Origin of the sequence: Wandonia haliotis (assembly GCF_039523435.1) — a bacterium.
Classification (GTDB): domain Bacteria; phylum Bacteroidota; class Bacteroidia; order Flavobacteriales_D; family Crocinitomicaceae; genus Wandonia; species Wandonia haliotis.
Genome location: NZ_BAAAFH010000003.1, coordinates 981,104 through 1,001,366, shown reverse-complemented (window position 1 = coordinate 1,001,366; position 20,263 = coordinate 981,104). Strand labels below are relative to the sequence as shown.

14 protein-coding genes are annotated in these 20,263 nt (G+C 40.6%); 10 read left to right on the top strand and 4 right to left on the bottom strand.

Features of this window, described 5'->3' with window-relative positions:
• Window position 1: 1 nt before the first annotated feature.
• Both ABDZ97_RS05055 and dacB read right to left on the bottom strand, forming a co-directional pair.
• Window positions 2-598: a LemA family protein gene (locus ABDZ97_RS05055; RefSeq protein ID WP_343785481.1), complete on the bottom strand. Its 597-nt coding sequence runs from the start codon at window positions 596-598 to the stop codon at window positions 2-4.
• A gap of 43 nt (window positions 599-641) precedes the next feature.
• On the bottom strand, window positions 642-2,108 hold the full coding sequence (dacB, locus tag ABDZ97_RS05050) for a D-alanyl-D-alanine carboxypeptidase/D-alanyl-D-alanine endopeptidase (protein ID WP_343785480.1): 1,467 nt from the start codon (window positions 2,106-2,108) through the stop codon (window positions 642-644).
• 123 nt (window positions 2,109-2,231) lie between these two features.
• Here dacB and ABDZ97_RS05045 point away from each other — a divergent pair, with 123 nt between their 5' ends.
• From ABDZ97_RS05045 to ABDZ97_RS05000, 10 genes are all read left to right on the top strand, one after another.
• On the top strand, window positions 2,232-3,398 hold the full coding sequence (locus tag ABDZ97_RS05045) for a glycosyltransferase (protein ID WP_343785479.1): 1,167 nt from the start codon (window positions 2,232-2,234) through the stop codon (window positions 3,396-3,398).
• 23 nt (window positions 3,399-3,421) lie between these two features.
• The gene (locus ABDZ97_RS05040; protein ID WP_343785478.1) at window positions 3,422-4,201 is read left to right on the top strand and encodes a polysaccharide biosynthesis/export family protein; all 780 of its coding nucleotides are present in this window, start codon (window positions 3,422-3,424) and stop codon (window positions 4,199-4,201) included.
• 4 nt (window positions 4,202-4,205) lie between these two features.
• Entirely contained in the window at window positions 4,206-6,554 is a 2,349-nt protein-coding gene (locus ABDZ97_RS05035; RefSeq protein ID WP_343785477.1) for a GumC family protein, read from the top strand.
• Complete coding sequence (gene rfbC / locus ABDZ97_RS05030) at window positions 6,551-7,099, top strand: dTDP-4-dehydrorhamnose 3,5-epimerase (RefSeq protein ID WP_343785476.1); 549 nt, start codon at window positions 6,551-6,553, stop codon at window positions 7,097-7,099. Before ABDZ97_RS05035 ends, rfbC begins: the two co-directional genes overlap by 4 nt.
• 23 nt (window positions 7,100-7,122) lie before the next feature.
• Window positions 7,123-8,175, top strand: a complete 1,053-nt coding sequence (locus ABDZ97_RS05025) for a glycosyltransferase family 4 protein (RefSeq protein ID WP_343785475.1) — start codon at window positions 7,123-7,125, stop codon at window positions 8,173-8,175.
• 76 nt (window positions 8,176-8,251) lie between these two features.
• Window positions 8,252-11,044, top strand: a complete 2,793-nt coding sequence (gene uvrA, locus ABDZ97_RS05020; protein ID WP_343785474.1) for an excinuclease ABC subunit UvrA — start codon at window positions 8,252-8,254, stop codon at window positions 11,042-11,044.
• 6 nt (window positions 11,045-11,050) lie between these two features.
• Entirely contained in the window at window positions 11,051-11,728 is a 678-nt protein-coding gene (locus ABDZ97_RS05015) for an LOG family protein (RefSeq protein WP_343785473.1), read from the top strand.
• Window positions 11,729-11,880: 152 nt separating this feature from the next.
• A complete protein-coding gene (locus tag ABDZ97_RS05010) occupies window positions 11,881-16,056 on the top strand; it encodes an HYR domain-containing protein (protein ID WP_343785472.1) in 4,176 nt (1,391 codons plus the stop codon).
• 11 nt (window positions 16,057-16,067) lie between these two features.
• Window positions 16,068-17,093, top strand: coding sequence for a PorP/SprF family type IX secretion system membrane protein (locus ABDZ97_RS05005; protein WP_343785471.1), 1,026 nt, complete (start codon window positions 16,068-16,070; stop codon window positions 17,091-17,093).
• 35 nt (window positions 17,094-17,128) lie between these two features.
• Complete coding sequence (locus ABDZ97_RS05000) at window positions 17,129-18,454, top strand: 1-acyl-sn-glycerol-3-phosphate acyltransferase (protein WP_343785470.1); 1,326 nt, start codon at window positions 17,129-17,131, stop codon at window positions 18,452-18,454.
• Here ABDZ97_RS05000 and ABDZ97_RS04995 read toward each other — a convergent pair.
• Complete coding sequence (locus tag ABDZ97_RS04995; protein WP_343785469.1) at window positions 18,451-19,491, bottom strand: collagen-like triple helix repeat-containing protein; 1,041 nt, start codon at window positions 19,489-19,491, stop codon at window positions 18,451-18,453. The two genes, ABDZ97_RS05000 and ABDZ97_RS04995, sit on opposite strands and share 4 nt — an antisense overlap.
• Window positions 19,492-19,692: 201 nt before the next feature.
• A complete protein-coding gene (locus ABDZ97_RS04990) occupies window positions 19,693-20,223 on the bottom strand; it encodes a hypothetical protein (RefSeq protein WP_343785468.1) in 531 nt (176 codons plus the stop codon).
• Window positions 20,224-20,263 lie beyond the last annotated feature (40 nt).

Here is a 20,263-nt window from a genome sequence, read left to right as displayed (position 1 = left end):
ATCAGAAATTAAATTCTACATCTACAGGCTTTTCGGCTCCCGGTTCAGCATCGTAATATGGTCGCTCTGAAAACCCAAACCATCCGGCAAATATAGAATTCGGGAAACGCTTGATATGCGTATTGTAAGGTTTTATAGCTTCATTATATCGTACCCGGGCAGTCTGAATCGTATTTTCTGTACTTGCCAATTCATCCTGCAATTTCAGGAAGTTCTGATTCGATTTAATATCCGGATACTTCTCTACAGTCACTAACAACCTCGAAAGCGCACTACTTACGCCACTTTGCGCCTGATTAAATTCATTCAATTGTTCCGGTGTAATATTGGAAGGATCAATAGAAACAGAAGTAGCCTTTGCCCGGGCTTCCACTACCGCCTGTAAGGTGGATCGCTCAAAATCAGCGGCTCCCTGCACTGTTTTTACGAGGTTTCCAATCAGGTCATTTCTACGCTGATAAGATGTCTGCACATTCCCCCAGGCTTCAGAAACACCTTCGTTTAATTGAACCGCCTTATTGTTGATTCCAACTACCCAGAAGTACATGATTAATCCTAATGCTGCAATAACCAAAATTGCGATCGTTCCTTTTTTCATTTTTTCATTCTTTTTTCAGATGGTTAAATATACGGATAATCCATTAAAAATTAGCCATGGCATTAAATATAGCTTCCATTTTTCGTGTAAGCGAATAAGATGAATTGGTATGATTATTCACAATAATTGCAAACGCCAGTTTTTTTCCTGACTTCGTATTTACATACCCTGCATACGACTTTACTCTCGACATGGTTCCGCTCTTGGCAAAAATTCTTCCCTGACCAGACTGTCCCCTGCACACGCTGGCAAGAGTACCGGACTTTCCGGCAATCGGAAGTGATTTCTCAAACTGGGCTGCACCTTCTTTATTCATATACTTTAATAATGAAGTAAAATGTTTAGCTGACACGGCATTTGACCGGGAAAGACCACTTCCGTCAGTCAAACGGATTGTAGAGACATCAATCTTGTTCGCCCAGTAATCTACCATTGCCTGAACACCATTGGATGTATTGCCCTGACCAAATCTCTGCAATCCAATCAGACAAACCAAATGTTCTGCAAAGAGGTTTACACTCCTTTGGTTTACCCAGTATGCAATGTTGGTAACATCCTTCCCCTTATACTCCATTATCAGCTCAGCACTATCGTAATACAAATCCCGAAAGGATTGATTTTTTCGCATAGTCTGATAATGATATTTCACATCAATTCCTGAATTTTTCAAGGCGGATGTAAACTCTAATGCAAACAATTCCTCAGGGTCTGGGTTAGCAGCTTTCACCATAAAATCTTCCTGCTTTAACGGCAAGCGACCTTCAACAAACCAATCTTTCGAATAAGGTGCTCCAAAGACATACGCATTATCTCCTTTCACACTTGCCGACTGTACTCTGTTTTCTAGATATAAACCAGGGATATAAGGTTCGATACAATCCAGACTTGAGCTATCTCCGGCAGTATCAGAAGTAGAAAAATATAATTTAATCATATTATCAAAGAGGGTCAGCCCCGAAGGCCATGCTCCATAATAATTCCCCATATCACTCCAGGTCCATCCCGCTGGAGCTCCGTCATAGCCTAAAGCAGAAGCATCCGCAAGCACATATCCATCTACTTTTGTGATTCCCAATTCACGAATTGATTTTACCCAATCGTGGAAAAAATCTCGTTCTTCACCGTCTTTGGTAAAATACTTACTCCCGAGCGTGGGATCTCCTCCCCCTTTTATGATAATATTCCCTGTAAGAACACCTTCTTCTGATATTGTTCCGGTGTAGTACAGTTTGGTTTCAGGTCGGAAATAAGGACCTAATCGCTGAAATGCTGTCGCAGTTGTAAACAATTTAACTGTACTGGCGGGAATAATTGCCATTTCACTATTATGCGTGGCAATCGTTGCACCGGAAGCCAGATCAATTGCATGAAAAGAAATAGCAGCTCCTGACAAATCTTTCTGAGCAACAAATGTTTTCAGAGCTGTCTCTACTGAATTTGTACTCTGCTGCTGAGAAAAACCAACCACTACCTGCAACAGCACCCCTACTAAAACACCCCATCTATTCATACTTCAAAAATAAAATTTATAGTTGGCAAATCCAGCATTTCATTACCCGGATCAAAAAAAAGACAACTTTTTAGTATCTAAATCCGTCCGATCAACGTATCTCAAAAGAAGATAACAGATTTTATGCCGAAAGTATTACGCATTATCAACAGATTTAACATCGGTGGTCCAACGTATAACGCCACTTTCCTGACTCGTTTTATCAGTGATGAATTTGAAACTTTACTAATCGGGGGAGTTCCCGATGAAGGAGAAACGGACTCTCTTCATATACTCGAGGAGTATGGAGTACAACCCATTATCATCGATGAATTACAAAGAAACCCCAATTTTCAGTCAGACAGAAAGGCTTATAAAAAGATAAAAGAAATCATTCGTGAATTCAAACCGGATATTGTTCACACGCATGCTGCAAAGGCAGGAGCGTTAGGTAGGAGAGCAGCTTACAAGTGTAAAGTCCCTGTAATCGTACATACTTTTCACGGACATGTATTTCATTCTTACTTCGGAAAAGCAAAAACCACTCTTTTCAAAAAAATTGAACGGAATCTTGCTAAAAAATCGACAGGAATCATTGCCATAAGTGAGCAACAGAAACATGAACTTAGTGAAATTCACAACATCTGTTCCGCAGATAAGATCAAAATTATCCCTCTGGGGTTTGATCTTGACAAATTCAGGGTGAACAACGAGGAAAACCGCATTGCAATACGGGCAAAATATACGATTCAGCCCCATGAAGTTGCTATCGCCATTGTAGGACGGCTGGCTCCTATTAAAGACCATGATTTTTTTCTGAATGTAATAGAAAGGATAATGCGTGAAGAGAAGCTCCCCATTCGTGTATTCATTGTCGGAGATGGATCTGAGGCCGGAGCAATTCGCGAGCGTGTAAATGCAATAAATACAAATTTCCCGGAGCTCATAACGATGACTTCATGGATAACGAATATCGGAGAATTCAACTCCGGAATGGACATCATTGCTCTTACCTCAAAAAATGAAGGTACTCCTGTCAGCCTTATCGAAGCTCAGGCTGGAGGTCTGCCGGTTATATCAACAGATGTGGGAGGAGTCAAAGACATTGTCGCAAATGAGAAAACAGGTTTTATTGTTCCGGTAAATGACCTTGAATTATATGCTGAAAAGCTGAAAAAACTGATCACAGATCAAAAATTACGCGAAAAAATGTCACAAAATGGATGGGATCACGTAAGAGAACAATTCCATTATACCCGTTTGGTAAAGAATATGGAGGATTATTATAGAGAATTATTGGAAAAAAGATAACTTTGGCGAAGCAAAACCTAGATATGACGATTATAAAGGTCATTACACCGATTATTTTGGTATTAACTGTTTTGATGACAGGATGCGGAGTGAATTCGAACCTGATGTTCAAGACGCCAAAGGACTTTGCCGGATATGATTCCATTCCGATGTCTCCTGCGTACGAGTACCGCATTTCTCCGGATGACCGTGTTGAACTTAAAATCTACACGAATAACGGTTCCAAGCTTATCGATTTTTCTTCCGGGGGAAATACGAACGAAACAGCTATCGCCCGATCTTCCAACATATCACTGGATTATCTCGTTCGAAAAGATGGTTTTGCAGAATTACCTGTCATTGGTGATGTACTTTTATCCGGAAAAACAATACAAGAAGCTCAGGAGACATTAAAAACATTGTACAGTTCTCAATATGTTGATCCTTTTGTTCAGGTACGGGTAATTAATAAGCGGGTAATTGTCTTTTCCGGAAACGGAGCTGAAGCCGCTGTTGTTCCTCTTGTCAATCAGAACACAACACTTATGGAGGCATTGGCGTTAGCAGGGGGTATTGCCGAAAGAGGACGATCCAAGCATATTAAAATTATGCGTCAGACTCCTCAGAAACGGGAAGTATATCTGGTAGATCTTTCCACATTGGATGGTCTCTACTATGCAGACATGATTGTACAGGCAAATGATTACATATATGTTGAACCTGTTAAGCAGATCAGTCGTGAAGTCGTACAGGAAATCGCTCCTATTATCACGGTTATAAGTTCAGCAGCAGTGATTATAACTGTAATAACAACATTGAAATAAAACGTTGGAAGAAAAGGGATTTATTATAAATAAAGATTTTGAGCCACAAATACTTCTGGCTGTTTTCAAGCGCAATTGGCTCTGGATCCCGTTGATTGTTCTCTTGTTGCTCATGGGTGCTTTTATGTACCTTCGCTATACCAAACCAATCTACGAATCTAAAGCCATAGTGCAGATTGGAAGCAAAGACCAGGGAAAAGATGTAATCGGATTAGAGAATCTGAACACTAAAAAAGGGCTGTCCGAGGCTGTAGAGTTAATGCGCTCTGAATTTTTGTTCAATCGGGCAATCGGAAAACTCAACATGAATGTTTCCTATTTTTCCAAAGGAAAATTCCTCACCGAAGAACGCTATTTGCAATCTTCCTTCAGTGTTTCAGCGTATGAGCTGAGAGATTCTTCTCTTTGTCAAAAACCTATTTTTATAAGACACTCGGAAAACAGGTACTTTCTGCAATACAATTCAAAAGGAAAAGACACCCAAATTAATTTTACACCGGGAAAGATAATCGACCATCCTGATTTCAGAATTACTGTCAAAATTAATAATGAGCCTGCGCTGCAAAATGAGATGAAGGAAAATCAGGTGTATTTCGTCTTCAACACGATTGAAAGTCTCACCCAACGCCTCCTTCCTCACCTCACCGTAGCTCCTCTTAACCCCGAAGCTCAAACCATTCAACTTTCCTACCGAAGTAATAACGGGGCATTAAGTCGTGATGTAACTCAGGCGGTCTATACAACCTTCTTTGAATATGATGAAGAACTTGAAAAGCAATCTTCTCAGAATATTCTCCGGTTTATTGATGAACAACTGGACTCTTTGGAGAGAGAATTACACAGTTCAAAAGATAGCATTGAGCAATTTCAACGAGAAAGTAATTTATCAAATCCGGAACAAGTTGAAATTAGTTTAACGGAACGAATCAATACGGTTTCAAATGAGATTTTTGCTATCGAACTTGAGTTACTGACACTGCGTAATCTGGAAGAGAGAATCACGTCAACTCCGAACCGGCTTGAGATCTACAAACTGATCCCTGAATTGATCGGTACCAGTTTCGAATCTACATTGTATACGCAGGTGGAAGATTTACACCGTCTTTTGGAACATCGGGAAGACCTCGCTTTCTCTATGACTAAGGACAGTCCGGAATATCAGAAAGCAAACCTGAGAATAGAGCAACGCATTGAAAGTATCAAACTATCCATCAAGGCATTAAAAGAGAGATTGAATTCAAAAATTGACATTCTGAATATCCGTTTGCGGGAGTTTGACAATGAGGTTTTTGAGATTCCAAAGAAGAAAATGGAACTTTCACGTCTCCGCAATATCCAGGAACTGAATGAAAAGTACTTTCTTCTACTTATGGATAAACGTTCCGTATATTCTATCTCCAATGCAGGGTTTGCCTCTAAGAATATTGTACTTAAAGAATCGACACAACCTTCAAGCCCAGTAAGCCCCAACCGTAAAATGGTATATGGCGCTGCGCTTTTCATCGGTCTTTTCTTAAGTATGGGAATTATCGCATTAAAATACTTCATGCATAATGAGGTTAATACGATTGATGATCTGAAGAGCCGTCTTCGCAATGTTAGTTTTTTGGGAGCCATACCCCAACACAAACAGAAATCAGAATTTTCAAAACTGGTTGTTCAGGACAATCCCAAGTCCATGATCTCCGAGTCTTTCAGGGGGATACGTACCAACCTGAACTTTATTAATCCCGAAGCTAAAGTGTATGCTGTTTCTTCCTCCATATCAGGAGAGGGAAAAACATTTGTCTGTCTTAACCTTGCCGGTATTCTTACGATGACCGGAAAGAAGACTGTTCTGATTGATATGGATCTCCGGAAACCGAAAGTACACATGGGATTCGAAACATCTAACAATAAAGGAATGAGTACGATTCTCAGTGGGCAGAATACAATTTCCGACTGCTTACAGAAGAGTTCAATGGAAGATCTTTACTTTATTCCTGCAGGTCCTATCCCTCCTAACCCTTCCGAGTTAATTCTTTCCGAAAAGATGAATGAAACACTGGAGGAGTTAAAGAAACAATTTGATGTAATTGTTATTGACAATCCTCCGGTCGGGCTGGTTTCTGACGGAATAGGTTTACTTTCTAAAGCCGATTGCCCTATCTATGTATTTAAAGCTAATTATTCGAAACGTATCTTTGTCAATCGGGTAATAGAATTAATAGAAGTACAGAAAATAAAAGGACTCAGTATAGTTCTGAATGCCGTGAGCCCGAAACGCAACCATTATGGTTATGGCTACGGTTATGGTAATTATTATGAGGACGAACCCAAACAAAAATTCTGGAAACGCTTATTTGGGAAATGAAATTTACAAAAGGAGAAATAGAAGGGCTTTGGATTCTTGAGCCTGAAATATTCGGAGATAACAGGGGATATTTCCTCGAAAGTTTCAGAAAAGATCAATTTCACATCGAAACAGGACTACGGGTCGATTTTGTTCAGGACAACGAATCTATGTCCGGCAAAAATATTCTCAGAGGGCTTCACCTCCAAAAACCACCCTACGGACAAGGGAAGCTGGTTCGTGTTACAAGAGGGGCTGTTTTAGATATTGCGGTTGATGTCCGAAAGAACTCACCTACTTACGGATGCTATCAGATGATTGAACTCAATGCCACCAATAAACTACAGTTCTTCATTCCGGAAGGGTTTGCCCATGGGTTTATGACACTAGAAGATGACACTGTTTTCCAGTATAAATGCACCAATTATTATGCTCCTGAGCATGAAACCGGTATTCGCTGGAACGATCCTGACCTAGATATCCCCTGGCCGGATGTCAGTGGAATTACCATCTCGGCAAAAGATGAAAAACTCCCGCTTTTTAATGAATTTATATCACCTTACTAATCAATCAACAAATAACAACCACCATGACAATTTTTGCTTTCTTTGTTGTTAGTATCTGTTTGTCGATTCTGATATGCGGCATATTGCTGAAATTTTCCAAAAATCTTGGGATCCGTAACTATCAGGATTACATCATCAGATGGAGTGCCCAAACCAAACCTTCTTTGGGAGGAATCAGTTTCTATATCGTCTTTCTTTTTTCTTTAATTTTTTATGCGATTATTTTCGGAGAAGACGATGTTTTTCGGAATTCAAAGCTTTTGGGCTTATTAACAGCCGGATCTCTCGCTTTTCTTCTGGGACTTGCAGATGACGCATATAACACCCGTCCCCTGCTAAAACTCGGCGCGCAGGTCGTCACCGGATTAATTCTTGTCTATACCGGCACGTACCTACCCGTTTCCAATATTCTTTGGATTGACACGATCTTTACTGTTATCTGGGTCGTGGGTGTAATGAACTCGATCAACATGCTTGACAACATGGATGGGATTTCTTCTGTTACTGCTATTGGAATTCTACTTGCTTCTTCATTTGGTTACTTCTGGATTCACAATCAAACAGCGTCTATCTGGTTGATTCTGAATTTTTCTGTCATCGGTGCACTGATTGGTTTTTTATACTACAACTGGAACCCTTCAAAGATGTTTATGGGGGATGCCGGAAGTATGTTTTTGGGACTTTATCTCGCTTTCACAGCGGTAGATTCATTATGGAATATCGGAGTTCACTACGAAAACCACAGATGGCTGGGAATGCTTGTCGCATTAGTTGCCTTTACACCTGCTGCAGCTGATACCTTTACCGTTGTCATTAATCGCCTGAAAAGAGGCCAATCCCCTATGGTTGGTGGAAAAGATCACACAACCCATCACCTGGTCTACAAAGGTCTAAAAGATAAACAGGTAGGCATCTTCTTCCTGGTAATAAGTGTTCTTTCCGCCGGTATTGCCGCAACGATGATTTATCTTATTTCAGCCAGTCAATTGGTGTATGCATCTCTGTTAGCCCTATACTTTCCGCTTGTTTTCGGGTACTTATTCTACACTACCAAAAAGTACAAACAGAAAGACTAAAGATTTTTATTTTTTTCAGTGTTCGTGTACTGATCCATTTGGTTAATTTTGTAACTTTTACGATTTTAAAAATAGTATGGCACTGGAAGCGAAAAACCAAATAGAGGTTTACGGAGCGAGAGAACATAACCTGAAAAATGTTGACCTGAAAATCCCCAGAAATAAGCTTGTGGTATTTACAGGGCTTTCCGGAAGTGGAAAAAGCTCACTTGCTTTTGATACTATTTTTGCAGAGGGACAGCGACGTTATATCGAAACATTTTCATCGTATGCCCGGCAATTTCTCGGAGGGCTGGAACGACCTGATGTGGATAAAATCGACGGACTGAGTCCCGTAATATCCATTGAGCAGAAAACGGTTTCCAAAAGCCCGCGTTCTACCGTAGGAACAATCACTGAAATTTACGATTTTCTTCGTTTGCTATACGCCCGTGTTTCTGAAGCTTATTCCTACAAGACCGGAGAAAAGATGATCAAATATTCAGACGACCAAATTATAGATCTCATTATTGATCAATTTGAAGGAAAACGTCTGATTCTTCTGGCACCAAAAGTAAAAGGAAGAAAAGGACACTATCGCGAACTCTTTGAACAAGTTACCAAACTCGGCTTCAATAAAGTACGTGTAGATGGTGAACTAAGAGATATTACGGCAGGAATGCGTCTGGATCGGTATAAAATTCACGATATTGAAATCGTTGTCGATCGTATAAAAGTAGATTCGAATCAAAGACAGCGGGTAAATGAATCGGTCCAGTTGGCGATGAAACAAGGAGATAGTTCATTAATTATACTTGATGCTGATTCAGGTGAAGAACGCTATTTCAGCAGATCGCTTATGTGTCCTTCGACAGGCATCAGTTATCCGGAACCTGAACCCAACTTGTTTTCATTTAACTCTCCGTATGGAGCCTGTCAGCATTGTAATGGTTTGGGTGAAGTTTCGGAGATTGATATTTCCAAAATTATTCCCGATGATACGAAGTCGATCAAATCAGGTGGGATTGTTCCGTTGGGAGAATTGAAATCCAAACACCTCACGGATAAAATCGAATATATCGTTAATCGTTACGGGCATAAACTAACAACCCCAATTAAAGAATTCGACGAGCAACTGATCCGTGAACTACTTTTTGGAAATCAGGATGACAACAGAGGGTTTGAAGGAATTGCAGGATTTATCAGCCGTCATTACGAAGAGAACCCTTCTGCTCCGATCAAAAGATGGGCGGATGGTTTTATGAATAAAATTACATGCCCGTCTTGTAACGGACATCGCTTACGTCAGGAATCGTATTATTTCCGCATAGGCGACAAACATATTGGAGAAATCGTAGAACTTGATATGTCCGATTTGAATCAATGGGTTCTTTCGCTGGATACCCTGTTGAATGATTCCCAAAAAGTTATAGGTCGGGAAATCATTAAGGAAATCAAAGACCGAGTAGGCTTCATTCTTCAGGTTGGACTTGATTATCTGACACTTAATCGCCCTGCAAAATCTCTATCGGGAGGAGAAGCCCAACGTATCCGCCTTGCCACACAAATCGGATCAGAGTTGGTAAATGTACTCTACATTTTGGACGAACCCAGTATAGGTCTTCATCAACGGGACAACACCCGTTTAATTGAGTCCTTAAAAAAACTGCGTGATACCGGAAATTCAATTATAGTAGTAGAACACGACAAAGAAATGATTGAAGCCGCTGACTGTATCGTTGACATCGGTCCGGGAGCCGGAATTCACGGAGGAGAAATCGTTACTACAGGTACTTATAAAGATATTGTAAAAGGCAAATCGTTAACCGCTTCCTATCTGAACGGAAGTAAATCGATAGAAATCCCTGAAAAAAGACGAAAAGGAAACAGTAAAAAGCTGGTACTGAAAGGAGCTTCCGGAAATAACCTGAAAGATGTTACTTTAAGTCTACCTCTGGGGACTTTCACCTGTATCACAGGAGTTTCAGGAAGTGGAAAATCAACACTGATTAATGAAACGCTCTACCCGCTTTTAAACAATCATTACTACAACGGCGTTAAGAAAATTATGCCGTATAAGAAAGTGTCCGGTTTAGAGCACCTTGATAAAGTAATTGATATTGATCAGAGTCCGATCGGGAGAACCCCTCGTTCTAACCCTGCTACCTACACCAAGGTGTTCGACGAAATCCGTAGTCTTTTTGCTCGCTTGCCCGAAGCCCAGATCAGAGGATACAAACCCGGGCGGTTCTCGTTCAATGTGAAAGGCGGAAGATGTGAGACCTGTCTGGGAGCAGGTGTAAAAGTGGTGGAAATGAATTTTCTTCCGGATGTACTTGTCGAATGCGAAACCTGTCAGGGAAAAAGATATAATCAGGAAACTTTGGAAGTTCGCTTCAAAGGAAAGTCGATTAACGATGTTTTGGAAATGAATATCGAAGAAGCAACCTCCTTTTTTGAAGCAGTGCCTAAAATACATCGCATTCTACAGACCCTCTCGTCTGTAGGACTCAATTACATCAAACTAGGCCAGCCCTCCACAACCTTATCAGGAGGAGAAGCGCAACGCATCAAGCTTGCTTCTGAGCTGGCAAAGAAAAGCACCGGAAAAACAATTTATATCCTTGATGAGCCTTCCACAGGATTGCACTTCGAAGACATCCGTATGCTGATAGAAGTCCTTCAACGACTGGTGGATGAAGGGAATACCGTCGTAGTTATTGAGCATAATCTGGATATTATAAAAGTTAGTGATTATATTGCAGACCTTGGACCTGAAGGAGGCCGGGGAGGAGGAACAATTGTTTGTGAAGGGACTCCTGAAGAAATTGTAAAAAAATACAGTGAGGTTTCACATACGGCGCGTTACCTCGCAGCAGAATTAAACTAAAAAAGAATGACAAAAAAAGATTGGAACGAAATTAAAACCAATGATTCCTGGGCCATATTCAAAATTATGGCTGAATTTGTAGAGGGGTATGAAAGAATGGCCCGTATAGGTCCTTGTATCTCCATCTTCGGATCTGCCCGTACAAAACCAGATAACCCGTATTACCAGATAGGAGTAGATATTGCTGAACAACTGGCGAGAAAAGGATATGGAATAATCACCGGAGGTGGTCCTGGTATCATGGAAGCGGGAAATAAAGGTGCTCAAAAAGGTGGAGGAAAATCCGTTGGATTAAATATCGCACTCCCGTTTGAACAGAATCACAACCCATATATTGACTATGACAGTGTTCTGGACTTTGATTACTTCTTTGTCCGCAAAGTGATATTTGTAAAATACGCACAGGGATTTGTTATCCTTCCTGGAGGTTTTGGTACACTGGATGAAGTATTCGAAGCTCTTACGCTAATACAGACCAAAAAGATCAATCACAGACCTGTGGTATTGGTTGGTAAAAAGTTCTGGACGCCATTAATTGATTGGATCCGAACAGAAATGTTGGAATCAGAAAACAACATTTCACCGAAAGACCTTGATCTGTTCAGTATCGTTGATACTGCTGAAGATGCTGTTCAATACATCGATGAATTCTATAAGACACATGAATTGAGTCCGAATTTTTAACAAAAAGCCTTCTTCGGAAGGCTTTTCTTTTTTCCCTCTCTTTCAACCTCCTCTATTATCACCAGATATTTTAAAATATTGCCATACTATTGTATATTAGCAGAAAATTTGATGTAACTGCTACATTAATATCATTGAGAATCTATATGATTATGAACGTATTAACTACTTCAACAATGCGAATAAATTCTTTTTTCAAATTCGCATTTTGTTCATTTATTTTATTTTCAACAGGTATTTTCTCGGTCTCGGCGCAAACCGTCACCCTATTTTCCAGTGACTTCGAGGGAGCATCCCCCGAATGGACAAGAGATGGGGTTCCGGGAGAGAACAGTTGGGTAACGGGTGAATGTGCCGGTAACGGTCCGTCATCTGCCGGAACTTTTTCGGCATATATTACTGACGGTCTAATAGATCCATGCGGAGCTGTATACACATATACAAATTCAACTTCCGCGAGTAGTTCAATTATTTTATCCCGTGAAGTTGATGCTTTTTGCGGAACCAATCTCCTTTTAACTTTTGATTATAATATAGGTGGAAATCCCGGAGATTATGGCGAAGTAGTTTATAGTACGGACGGTGGAACATCCTGGAATGTTGTATCAGGCTCAAACCTGACGCTATCCGGAGGTTGGTCATCCACGTCTGTATCTCTTCCTGCTTCGCTGGAAGGAACTACTTTCGACCTGGGGTTCCGGTATACGTATGATAATTCAATTATTGATCTTCCACCACTTGCTATTGACAATGTGCTACTTGAAGCAACAGACATAATTGATCCGGTTATCACATGTCCGTTAAGTGATACAGTAGTTACGCAAACAGCCACCTGTAACGGTGATATTGGAGAAGTTTGGAAACGACTAATTACTGTTTCAGATAACTGTACCGATTCTGTTGATATTGTTTTTACACAAACACCTTTAACCCATACGCTATCCGGTCATCTTGATAATATTAATGTAGATCTAACAGCATACGATGAAGCAGGAAATAATACATCCTGTACTGTCAATATTGTGTTGATTGATGCAACAGCACCTACTGTCAGCTGTCCATCGGATATGAACGTAAATGTTGACGCTTCCTGCGAATATCAGGTTCAGGATTTTTCAACATTGATTTCTCCTTCGGATAACTGTTCCGCAACCGGCGACCTTGTAATTACGCAAACTCCGGCTCCATTAACCACGTTGAACGGACATGGAACAATGCAGGCGGTACAACTGACCATTGAAGATGAAGCAGGAAATCAAACCAATTGTAATTTTGATATTACACTGGTAGACGGGATCAACCCTTCCGTTACTTGTCCAGCCGATCAAAATGTAACAGCAGATGCTTCCTGTGAAGCTGTTCGCGCAGATTACACCGGTTCTATTGTAGTGTCAGATAACTGTTCTGCACTTGGAGACCTTACGATACTTCAATCACCCGGTATCGGCGGCACTGTTACAGCCGATGAAGTTATCACTATTACAGTAACAGATGAGGCAGGAAACAACAGTCAATGTACATTTAATACAACTTTTGTTGATGCAACAGCACCTTCAGTAAGCTGTCCGGTTAATCAGGTTGTAAATTCAAATGCTTCCTGTGACATTACCGTACCGGATTACACAGGTTCTATCATTGTTACTGAAAACTGTACCGCCCCGGCAGACCTGGTTATTAATCAATCTCCGGCTCCGGGTGCAACCCTTAGCGGTGCGGGGATTCATCCGATTACTATTACAGTGACAGACGAGCAAGGGAATTCAGATCAATGTAATTTCTCTATCTCTGCGGTGGATAATACAAATCCTACGATTTCCTGTCCGGGAGACCAGACAATTAATCTGGACGCAAACTGTCAGGCGACACTGGCTGATTTCTCCGGAGACGTTACCGTAAGTGACAACTGCTCTGCTGTAGCTGATATTCTTATTTCACAAACACCTGCTTCAGGAACAGTTTTATCCGGACACGGAAACACGATTAGTATCACAATGGAAGCTGAAGATGAAGCAGGGAACACATCTGATTGTCAATTCAACATCAATCTGATTGATAACATTGCCCCGTCAATACTTTGTACATCAAGTACAATTACGGTTTCAACAGATGCTTCATGCAGTTACACTGTAACAGATATGGCTGTTAATGCAACAGCAACCGATAACTGTACAGCGCAGGCTGCTATCATCAGAACGCAGTCTCCGGCAATTGGAACATCACTTGCCATCGGAACACATACTATCACACTTTTTGCCGAGGATGAAAACAATAACATATCCCAATGTGACTTCACGTTGGAAGTAGAAGATAATATTGATCCGGTAATTGCTTCGTGTGCGCCAAACACAACTATAACAGCAGATCCTGATTTCTGTAACGGAACATTAGGTGATTACAGAAACTTAATTTCTGTTTCTGATAACTGCTCACCAACTGTTGATTTGACAATCACACAATCTCCGGTACAGGGAACGGTTATTACAGCCAATCAAAATGTAACATTAACGGTTATGGATGTATCCGGAAACAGTTCTGTTTGTTCCTTTAATGTAGGGCTAGTTGACGCAACATTACCCGACGTAACCTGTGATGCAACTTACACAACAACTATTGTAAGTAATTGTGATTACCCGGTTCCGGACTTAGCGTCCGTAACATCGGGGACAGACAACTGTACAGCTACAGCCAATCTTGTCTTCTCGCAAGTTCCTGCTGCAGGAAGTTTATCCAGTGGAACAACCAATGTGACGGTATCTTTAACTGATGAAAGCGGAAACAGTGGTACCTGTATCGTTCAGGTGATTGCAGACGATACCACTCCACCGGTCATTACATGTCCGGGAGATCAAACAGAGGATATCGGTACAGCGTGTACTACTTCTCTAAATGACTATACATCGCTTGCTGTTGTCAGTGACAACTGTTCAGGATTTACCGTTTCTCAGCTTCCTGCTCCGGGAACAAACCTGATAACAGGACATCATCCGATAACATTAACTGCTCAGGACATAGCCGGAAATGAGTCTACCTGTACTTTCGAATTATTTATTCAGGAAAATACAGCTCCTCAAATCACTTGTCCATCGGATATTCAGTCGTGTGATCCAACAGTTACATTTACAGAACCTGTAGGAACAGATAATTGTATTGCGATTACAACGCAAACAGATACAAGTGATCTTGGTTCAGGAGATGATTTCCCAGTAGGAGTTACAACACTAAGTTATGAAGTAGCTGACTCTTCAGGTAACATCGCCTCTTGTTCATTTACAGTTGAAATTTTCAATTTCCCAGGTCAGGCAGATGCAGGTACGGACTTACAATTGTGTGATACCATCTCAACGGTAATTTCTGCTACTCCTCCCGCTCAGGGTACAGGAGAGTGGACTGTATTCAGTGGATCGGGATCCTTCAATAATCAGTTTGCTCCTACCACAGGCGTTAACAACCTGAGCTACGGAATCAATAAACTCGTGTGGACGGTATCTACGGCTCAGTGTGGTAATTCATCTGATACGTTGGTAATTGAAGTGTTTGAACTTCCTCTTCCGGCTTCAACAGTTGATTCGGTTTATGCCTGTGATCTGGATTTTGTTCAATTAACAGCCAGTCAACCTTCAGCTGGGTCAGGACTTTGGACTTCTACCAGTGGCAATGTTGTCTTCTCAAATCCTGGTAGCGCAATTACTTCAGCGTCAAATCTGGAGCAAGGATGGAATGAAATTGTATGGTCTGTCTCTAACGGTTCCTGTCCCGTATCTCGTGACACCGCAAATGTATACCGTACAGAAAAGGCGACTATTCTGACACCTTCAGAAGATATTACATTATGTCTTGAAAATAATGCCATTACTATTGAAGGAAATCAGCCGGAAGCATCCACATCTGTGCGTTGGTACTTCATTGAAGGAACAGCGTTTATTTCTGCTCCGTTTGAGCCGATAACCGATCTGAATGAAATCCGATTCGGAACCAATCAATTGGTTTATGAACTGAAAAAACACGAATGTCCTGCTACACGTGATACGATTGCAATTATAGTAGAAGCCTGTAGTGAATACGGTGATTTCCCTAATATGATTACCCCGAATGGTGATGGGGACAACGATGTTTGGGTACTCAATAACCTGGACGCTATGCACCCCGAATGTCTGGTACGTGTATTTAACAGATGGGGGAACCTCGTTTTCGAATCGAAGGGCTATTCGTACAATTGGGACGGTACACACAAAGGGGAGCCCCTTCCTATGGGAACGTATTACTATACAATTGAATTCAATGATGAACAGGATACCGTTCTGAAAGGTACAATCAGCATTATCTATTAATCGAGAGAATCATGAAGAAATTATTTATCATATCACTGGTTACTTTAGGACTTTCAGGTACACTTACAGCACAACAGGAAAGTCAGTTTACTCAATTTTACCTGAATCCTTATATTTTTAACCCTGCAGCATCAGGAATGACTTCACTAATTGATGTTAATCTGGGATTCAGACAACAATGGGCAGGCTTCAGCGGTGCACCGAGAACCATTTTCGGTACGGTACACTCCCGCATTAAGTTTAACAAGAAAGATGGCAATGCTCTTCAGGAGTTCAGACCGGATGGTGCTTTTTTCTCTTCGCCACAAGTTTCAACAGGCGTATTGAAGCATGTAGTCGGAGGACGAATATATTCAGATCAAATGGGACCCTTTAACAAGATGAGTCTGGGAGCTTCTTATTCTTTTCACTTTCCATTAGTGAAATCAGTAAACATGTCTTTTGGTGTATCAGGAGGATGGAGTAACTTCGGACTGAACCCGGATAAAGTTAATCTGTACCACCAGAATGATGCTTCTTATATGAATTTGCTTACCAATGGAGGTAATCAGAATTTCTTTGATATGCAGGCCGGTACTATGATTTATAGTAAGTACTTCGAAATCGGTTATTCCATGACGCAGGTTATTGGTAATAAATATGCTGTGGAAAGCATCAATACCGGGTCTCGTTTTGAACGCCATCACTTTATTTATCTTGCAGGAAATATTGATCTGAATGAAACATGGACCGTTTCTCCCGCTTTATTTATGAGAACCGTTAAAAATGCTCCTTTCAATTTTGAGGGAATGCTTCGTGTACAATACAAACGTATGACCTGGTTAGGAGTCGGATATCGTAATACAGGTTCTCTTACCATCAGTGCCGGAGCTAATTTTGCCAAGAATTTCCGTATCGGGTACTCGTATGATGCAGGTATAGGCAAATACAGAAATGTTCAATCCGGAGGAAGCCATGAAATTTTGCTTGGTTTTATGATCGGGAAAAACAGGAAATTAGAGAAAGAGATCGATAAAAGTAAGAAAGAAGAGGAATAAGAACGTATATTTGTGCCCTATTTTCATAAAGATAGATGAGACCTCTGTATTTAATTCTTAAAATTGTTCTGAACTTTAGTTTACGAATCTATTATAAACGTCATGCCAGAGTGCGTGCACCAAAGAATTTTGTAAACCGAACGATATACGCTTCCAATCACCCCAGTTCCTTCATGGATCCGCTGATTATTGCCGTGCGGCAGAATCCTATTGTTCATTTTATGACAAGAGGAGATATCTATAAAGGAGTTATGAAGCAGGTATTCTGGAGTGCACACATGTTACCCATCTACAGAAATCATGACGGAGAAGATGCTGTTCGGAAAAATCAGGAAGTTTTCGATACAGCTGCTAAAGAACTCCGACGCGGTAGAGGTATTATCATGTTTGCTGAAGGATTTACAGATGATAAGTTTATCCGTCGTCTTAAACCGGTAAAAAAAGGAAGTGTCCGTTTGGGATTTGAAGCACTCGAAAAGTGTAACTGGAAAAAAGAAATCTCCATGCAGGCAGTCGGGTTGAATTATACAAACCCGAAAAAATTCAGAAGTGAAATCCTTGTCGCTTATGGTCCAAAAATTTGTTTGAATGACTTTAAAGAAGTCTATCTGGAAAATTCTGGAAAGACGATTTCGGAAATCACCAAACGAATAGAGAAAGATATGCGTGACCAGATTACGCATGTCGATAAAAAAGAGTGGTGTTCGCTTCACGAAGGAATTATGTCACTTACCCGAAAGGGAATGAATAATGAGAACAAAGACGAATCCATTCCGCTTAAAAAGCGCTGGGAATATTCCAGAAATCTTGCCCTATGGATGAATGAGCACGAAGAGGACAAGGAAGAAGAATTGGATCAGTTAAAAGAAGAAGTCACTGGCTATTTCAGTCTGTTGAAAAAATCAAGGCTGGAAGAACGATTTATCTACGAATATGCTACCAAAGGTAAAATCAGTCTCTGGAAAAACTATTTACTTCTTTTCCTTGGATTCCCTTTTGCTTTACTGGGTCTTATTCACGGAGCTCCCTCCTATTTTATCATCAAACCTCTCATTGAAAAAGCATTTCGCAGAGATGTATTCTGGAGTAGTGTGAAAATGGTAGCAGGACTCGCAGTTGCCGGTATTTATAATATTCTTTTCATCTTTCTGGTTTACTATCTGATTTACCCCAATTGGTGGGTAGCTATCGGTTACTATTTTGTTGTTCCCGGAGTTACGTTTGTGATATTCCATCTCTGGTGGAACAATTTCAGAGAGCTTAAAATCCGAAAAATACTTCAGGGGAAAGATCTTGGTAAATTTGTTTCCAGACGTACAGTATTGCTTGAAAAGATCAAATCCCGTATTCCGGTAGCTTAGTTCCAGTTGAAGTTCATCTTCTCAATTCGAATTTCCGGAGCATTTCCGGGAATTCCAGGCTGACCATTCTGTCCATCTGCACCGGGAGCACCTTCAAATTGAGTTTCTGCTTTTGCTTTACTCTTTCCGGCACGTCCTCCGGCTCCCCCTTTACCGGGTAATCCTCCTGCAAATTCTACGGTCACATTCTCTTTCAGGAAAGCAATTCCGGGGTGTATATAGCAAACCAGACTCCCTCCGTTTCCACCATTGCCACCTCTACCGCCATCTCCGCCATCACTCTTATGGCTAAATTTATTACTTCCCCGCTGTCCTTTACCACCATTTCCGCCATCTCCTCCCCGCACATCAATATGAATGGGCGTATATAATTCAGGAAGCTGGTAAACAGCCACAATAGAATCTTTCTTATCAATCGCCTGAATAAGAATCAGACTATCACCATTGCTGGTATAAAACGGGCAAATTCTAAGTTCCAGATCTGTGGCATTGACTCCATTGGTTCCATCTTCTCCGTCATTTGCACCATAGTAAAACAAAGTACCGAATAACTTTTTATTCCTCCCGAATTTTCCTTTTGCTCCGGCATTCCCGCTAAAATCCAATTGAATTTTTCCTTTTCGGTTGAGCCTGAATTCATACTCAACCTCCTTTGTGTATGTATACCCTTTTAAATCCTGTACATATTCCATTTTTATGTTTAATCGTGTTATGGTATCAAGGTAACTTTCGGGGTAGGGCGCTAAAGTCAGGTATCCCACCAAACGATTCTCTTCCTCTACAAATTCGAATCCTCCATTTTCACATGTGATATCAAACTTGTCAATATAAAATTGACTCAGGGATCTTGTTTTGCCGTTTTTGAGCTTCTTCAGAAAAAAATCAAACCGTACGGTTGTACCATAGTTCATTTCTTTCGGTTCCGTGTATTCAATAATAAGTTCTTCTTTCTGCGCATGCAGTAAAGTCGGAAATAACACCAATAGTATAGAGAATAGTATCGTTCGGTTCATACGCATATCTACTTTTAGGTTCATTATAAACACACGTAAACCAACAAGTATTATGCCAATAATCAAAGGGTTAAAGCCATACCGATACATTTATCTTTCTGATTGTTCCCGCACACGGTTATTCCGTCGATTGCTTTTTCAGTACTTCAATTGGTTTATTAACTTTCTTGTCCGTATAAGTAATCTCTTAACCTGTACAGCCTTTTTATTTCTTATACGCTAGAACTATTGCTTTCTTTTCCAGGGGATGCCAGCTATTCCGATCGTAAAAAACATACCACTAAAAAACAAAACCATATTTGCGTTCAATGTAGGCTCCCAATAGCCTCCACCATATAATGTACCATACCCCATAGCGAGCACGTTGTTGTACTTCATAAATACACCAATTATAAGAGTAACAATTGCTCCCAAAAGAGAGATAATAGGTAATGGACTCCATCTGTTTGCTATTCGATAGTGTTTTACATTTTCATTGTTTGAAGGAACAAACAAACTGTAAGTCAATCGCATGGTTTCATTGTCGCTCAGTTCATTCAGGCTATACTTTTTAATAAGAGCTATTTTACCTTGCCGTTCAAGCCTTTCTATTTCATAAAGAAAGATCCTGTGATCCTCAAGACGAAACTTATTTTCATCAATACATAAAAACACTGAGCCCGTTGTTCCTTCCAGAGAAATGTCAAATTGAGACGATCTGTTTTTTAAACAAAAATCCGTTATCTGAACCACTATTTCTTCTTCTCTTGATTTCACTATCGAAATAAAAAACTTATCAGGAAAAATTGCTCTGGTT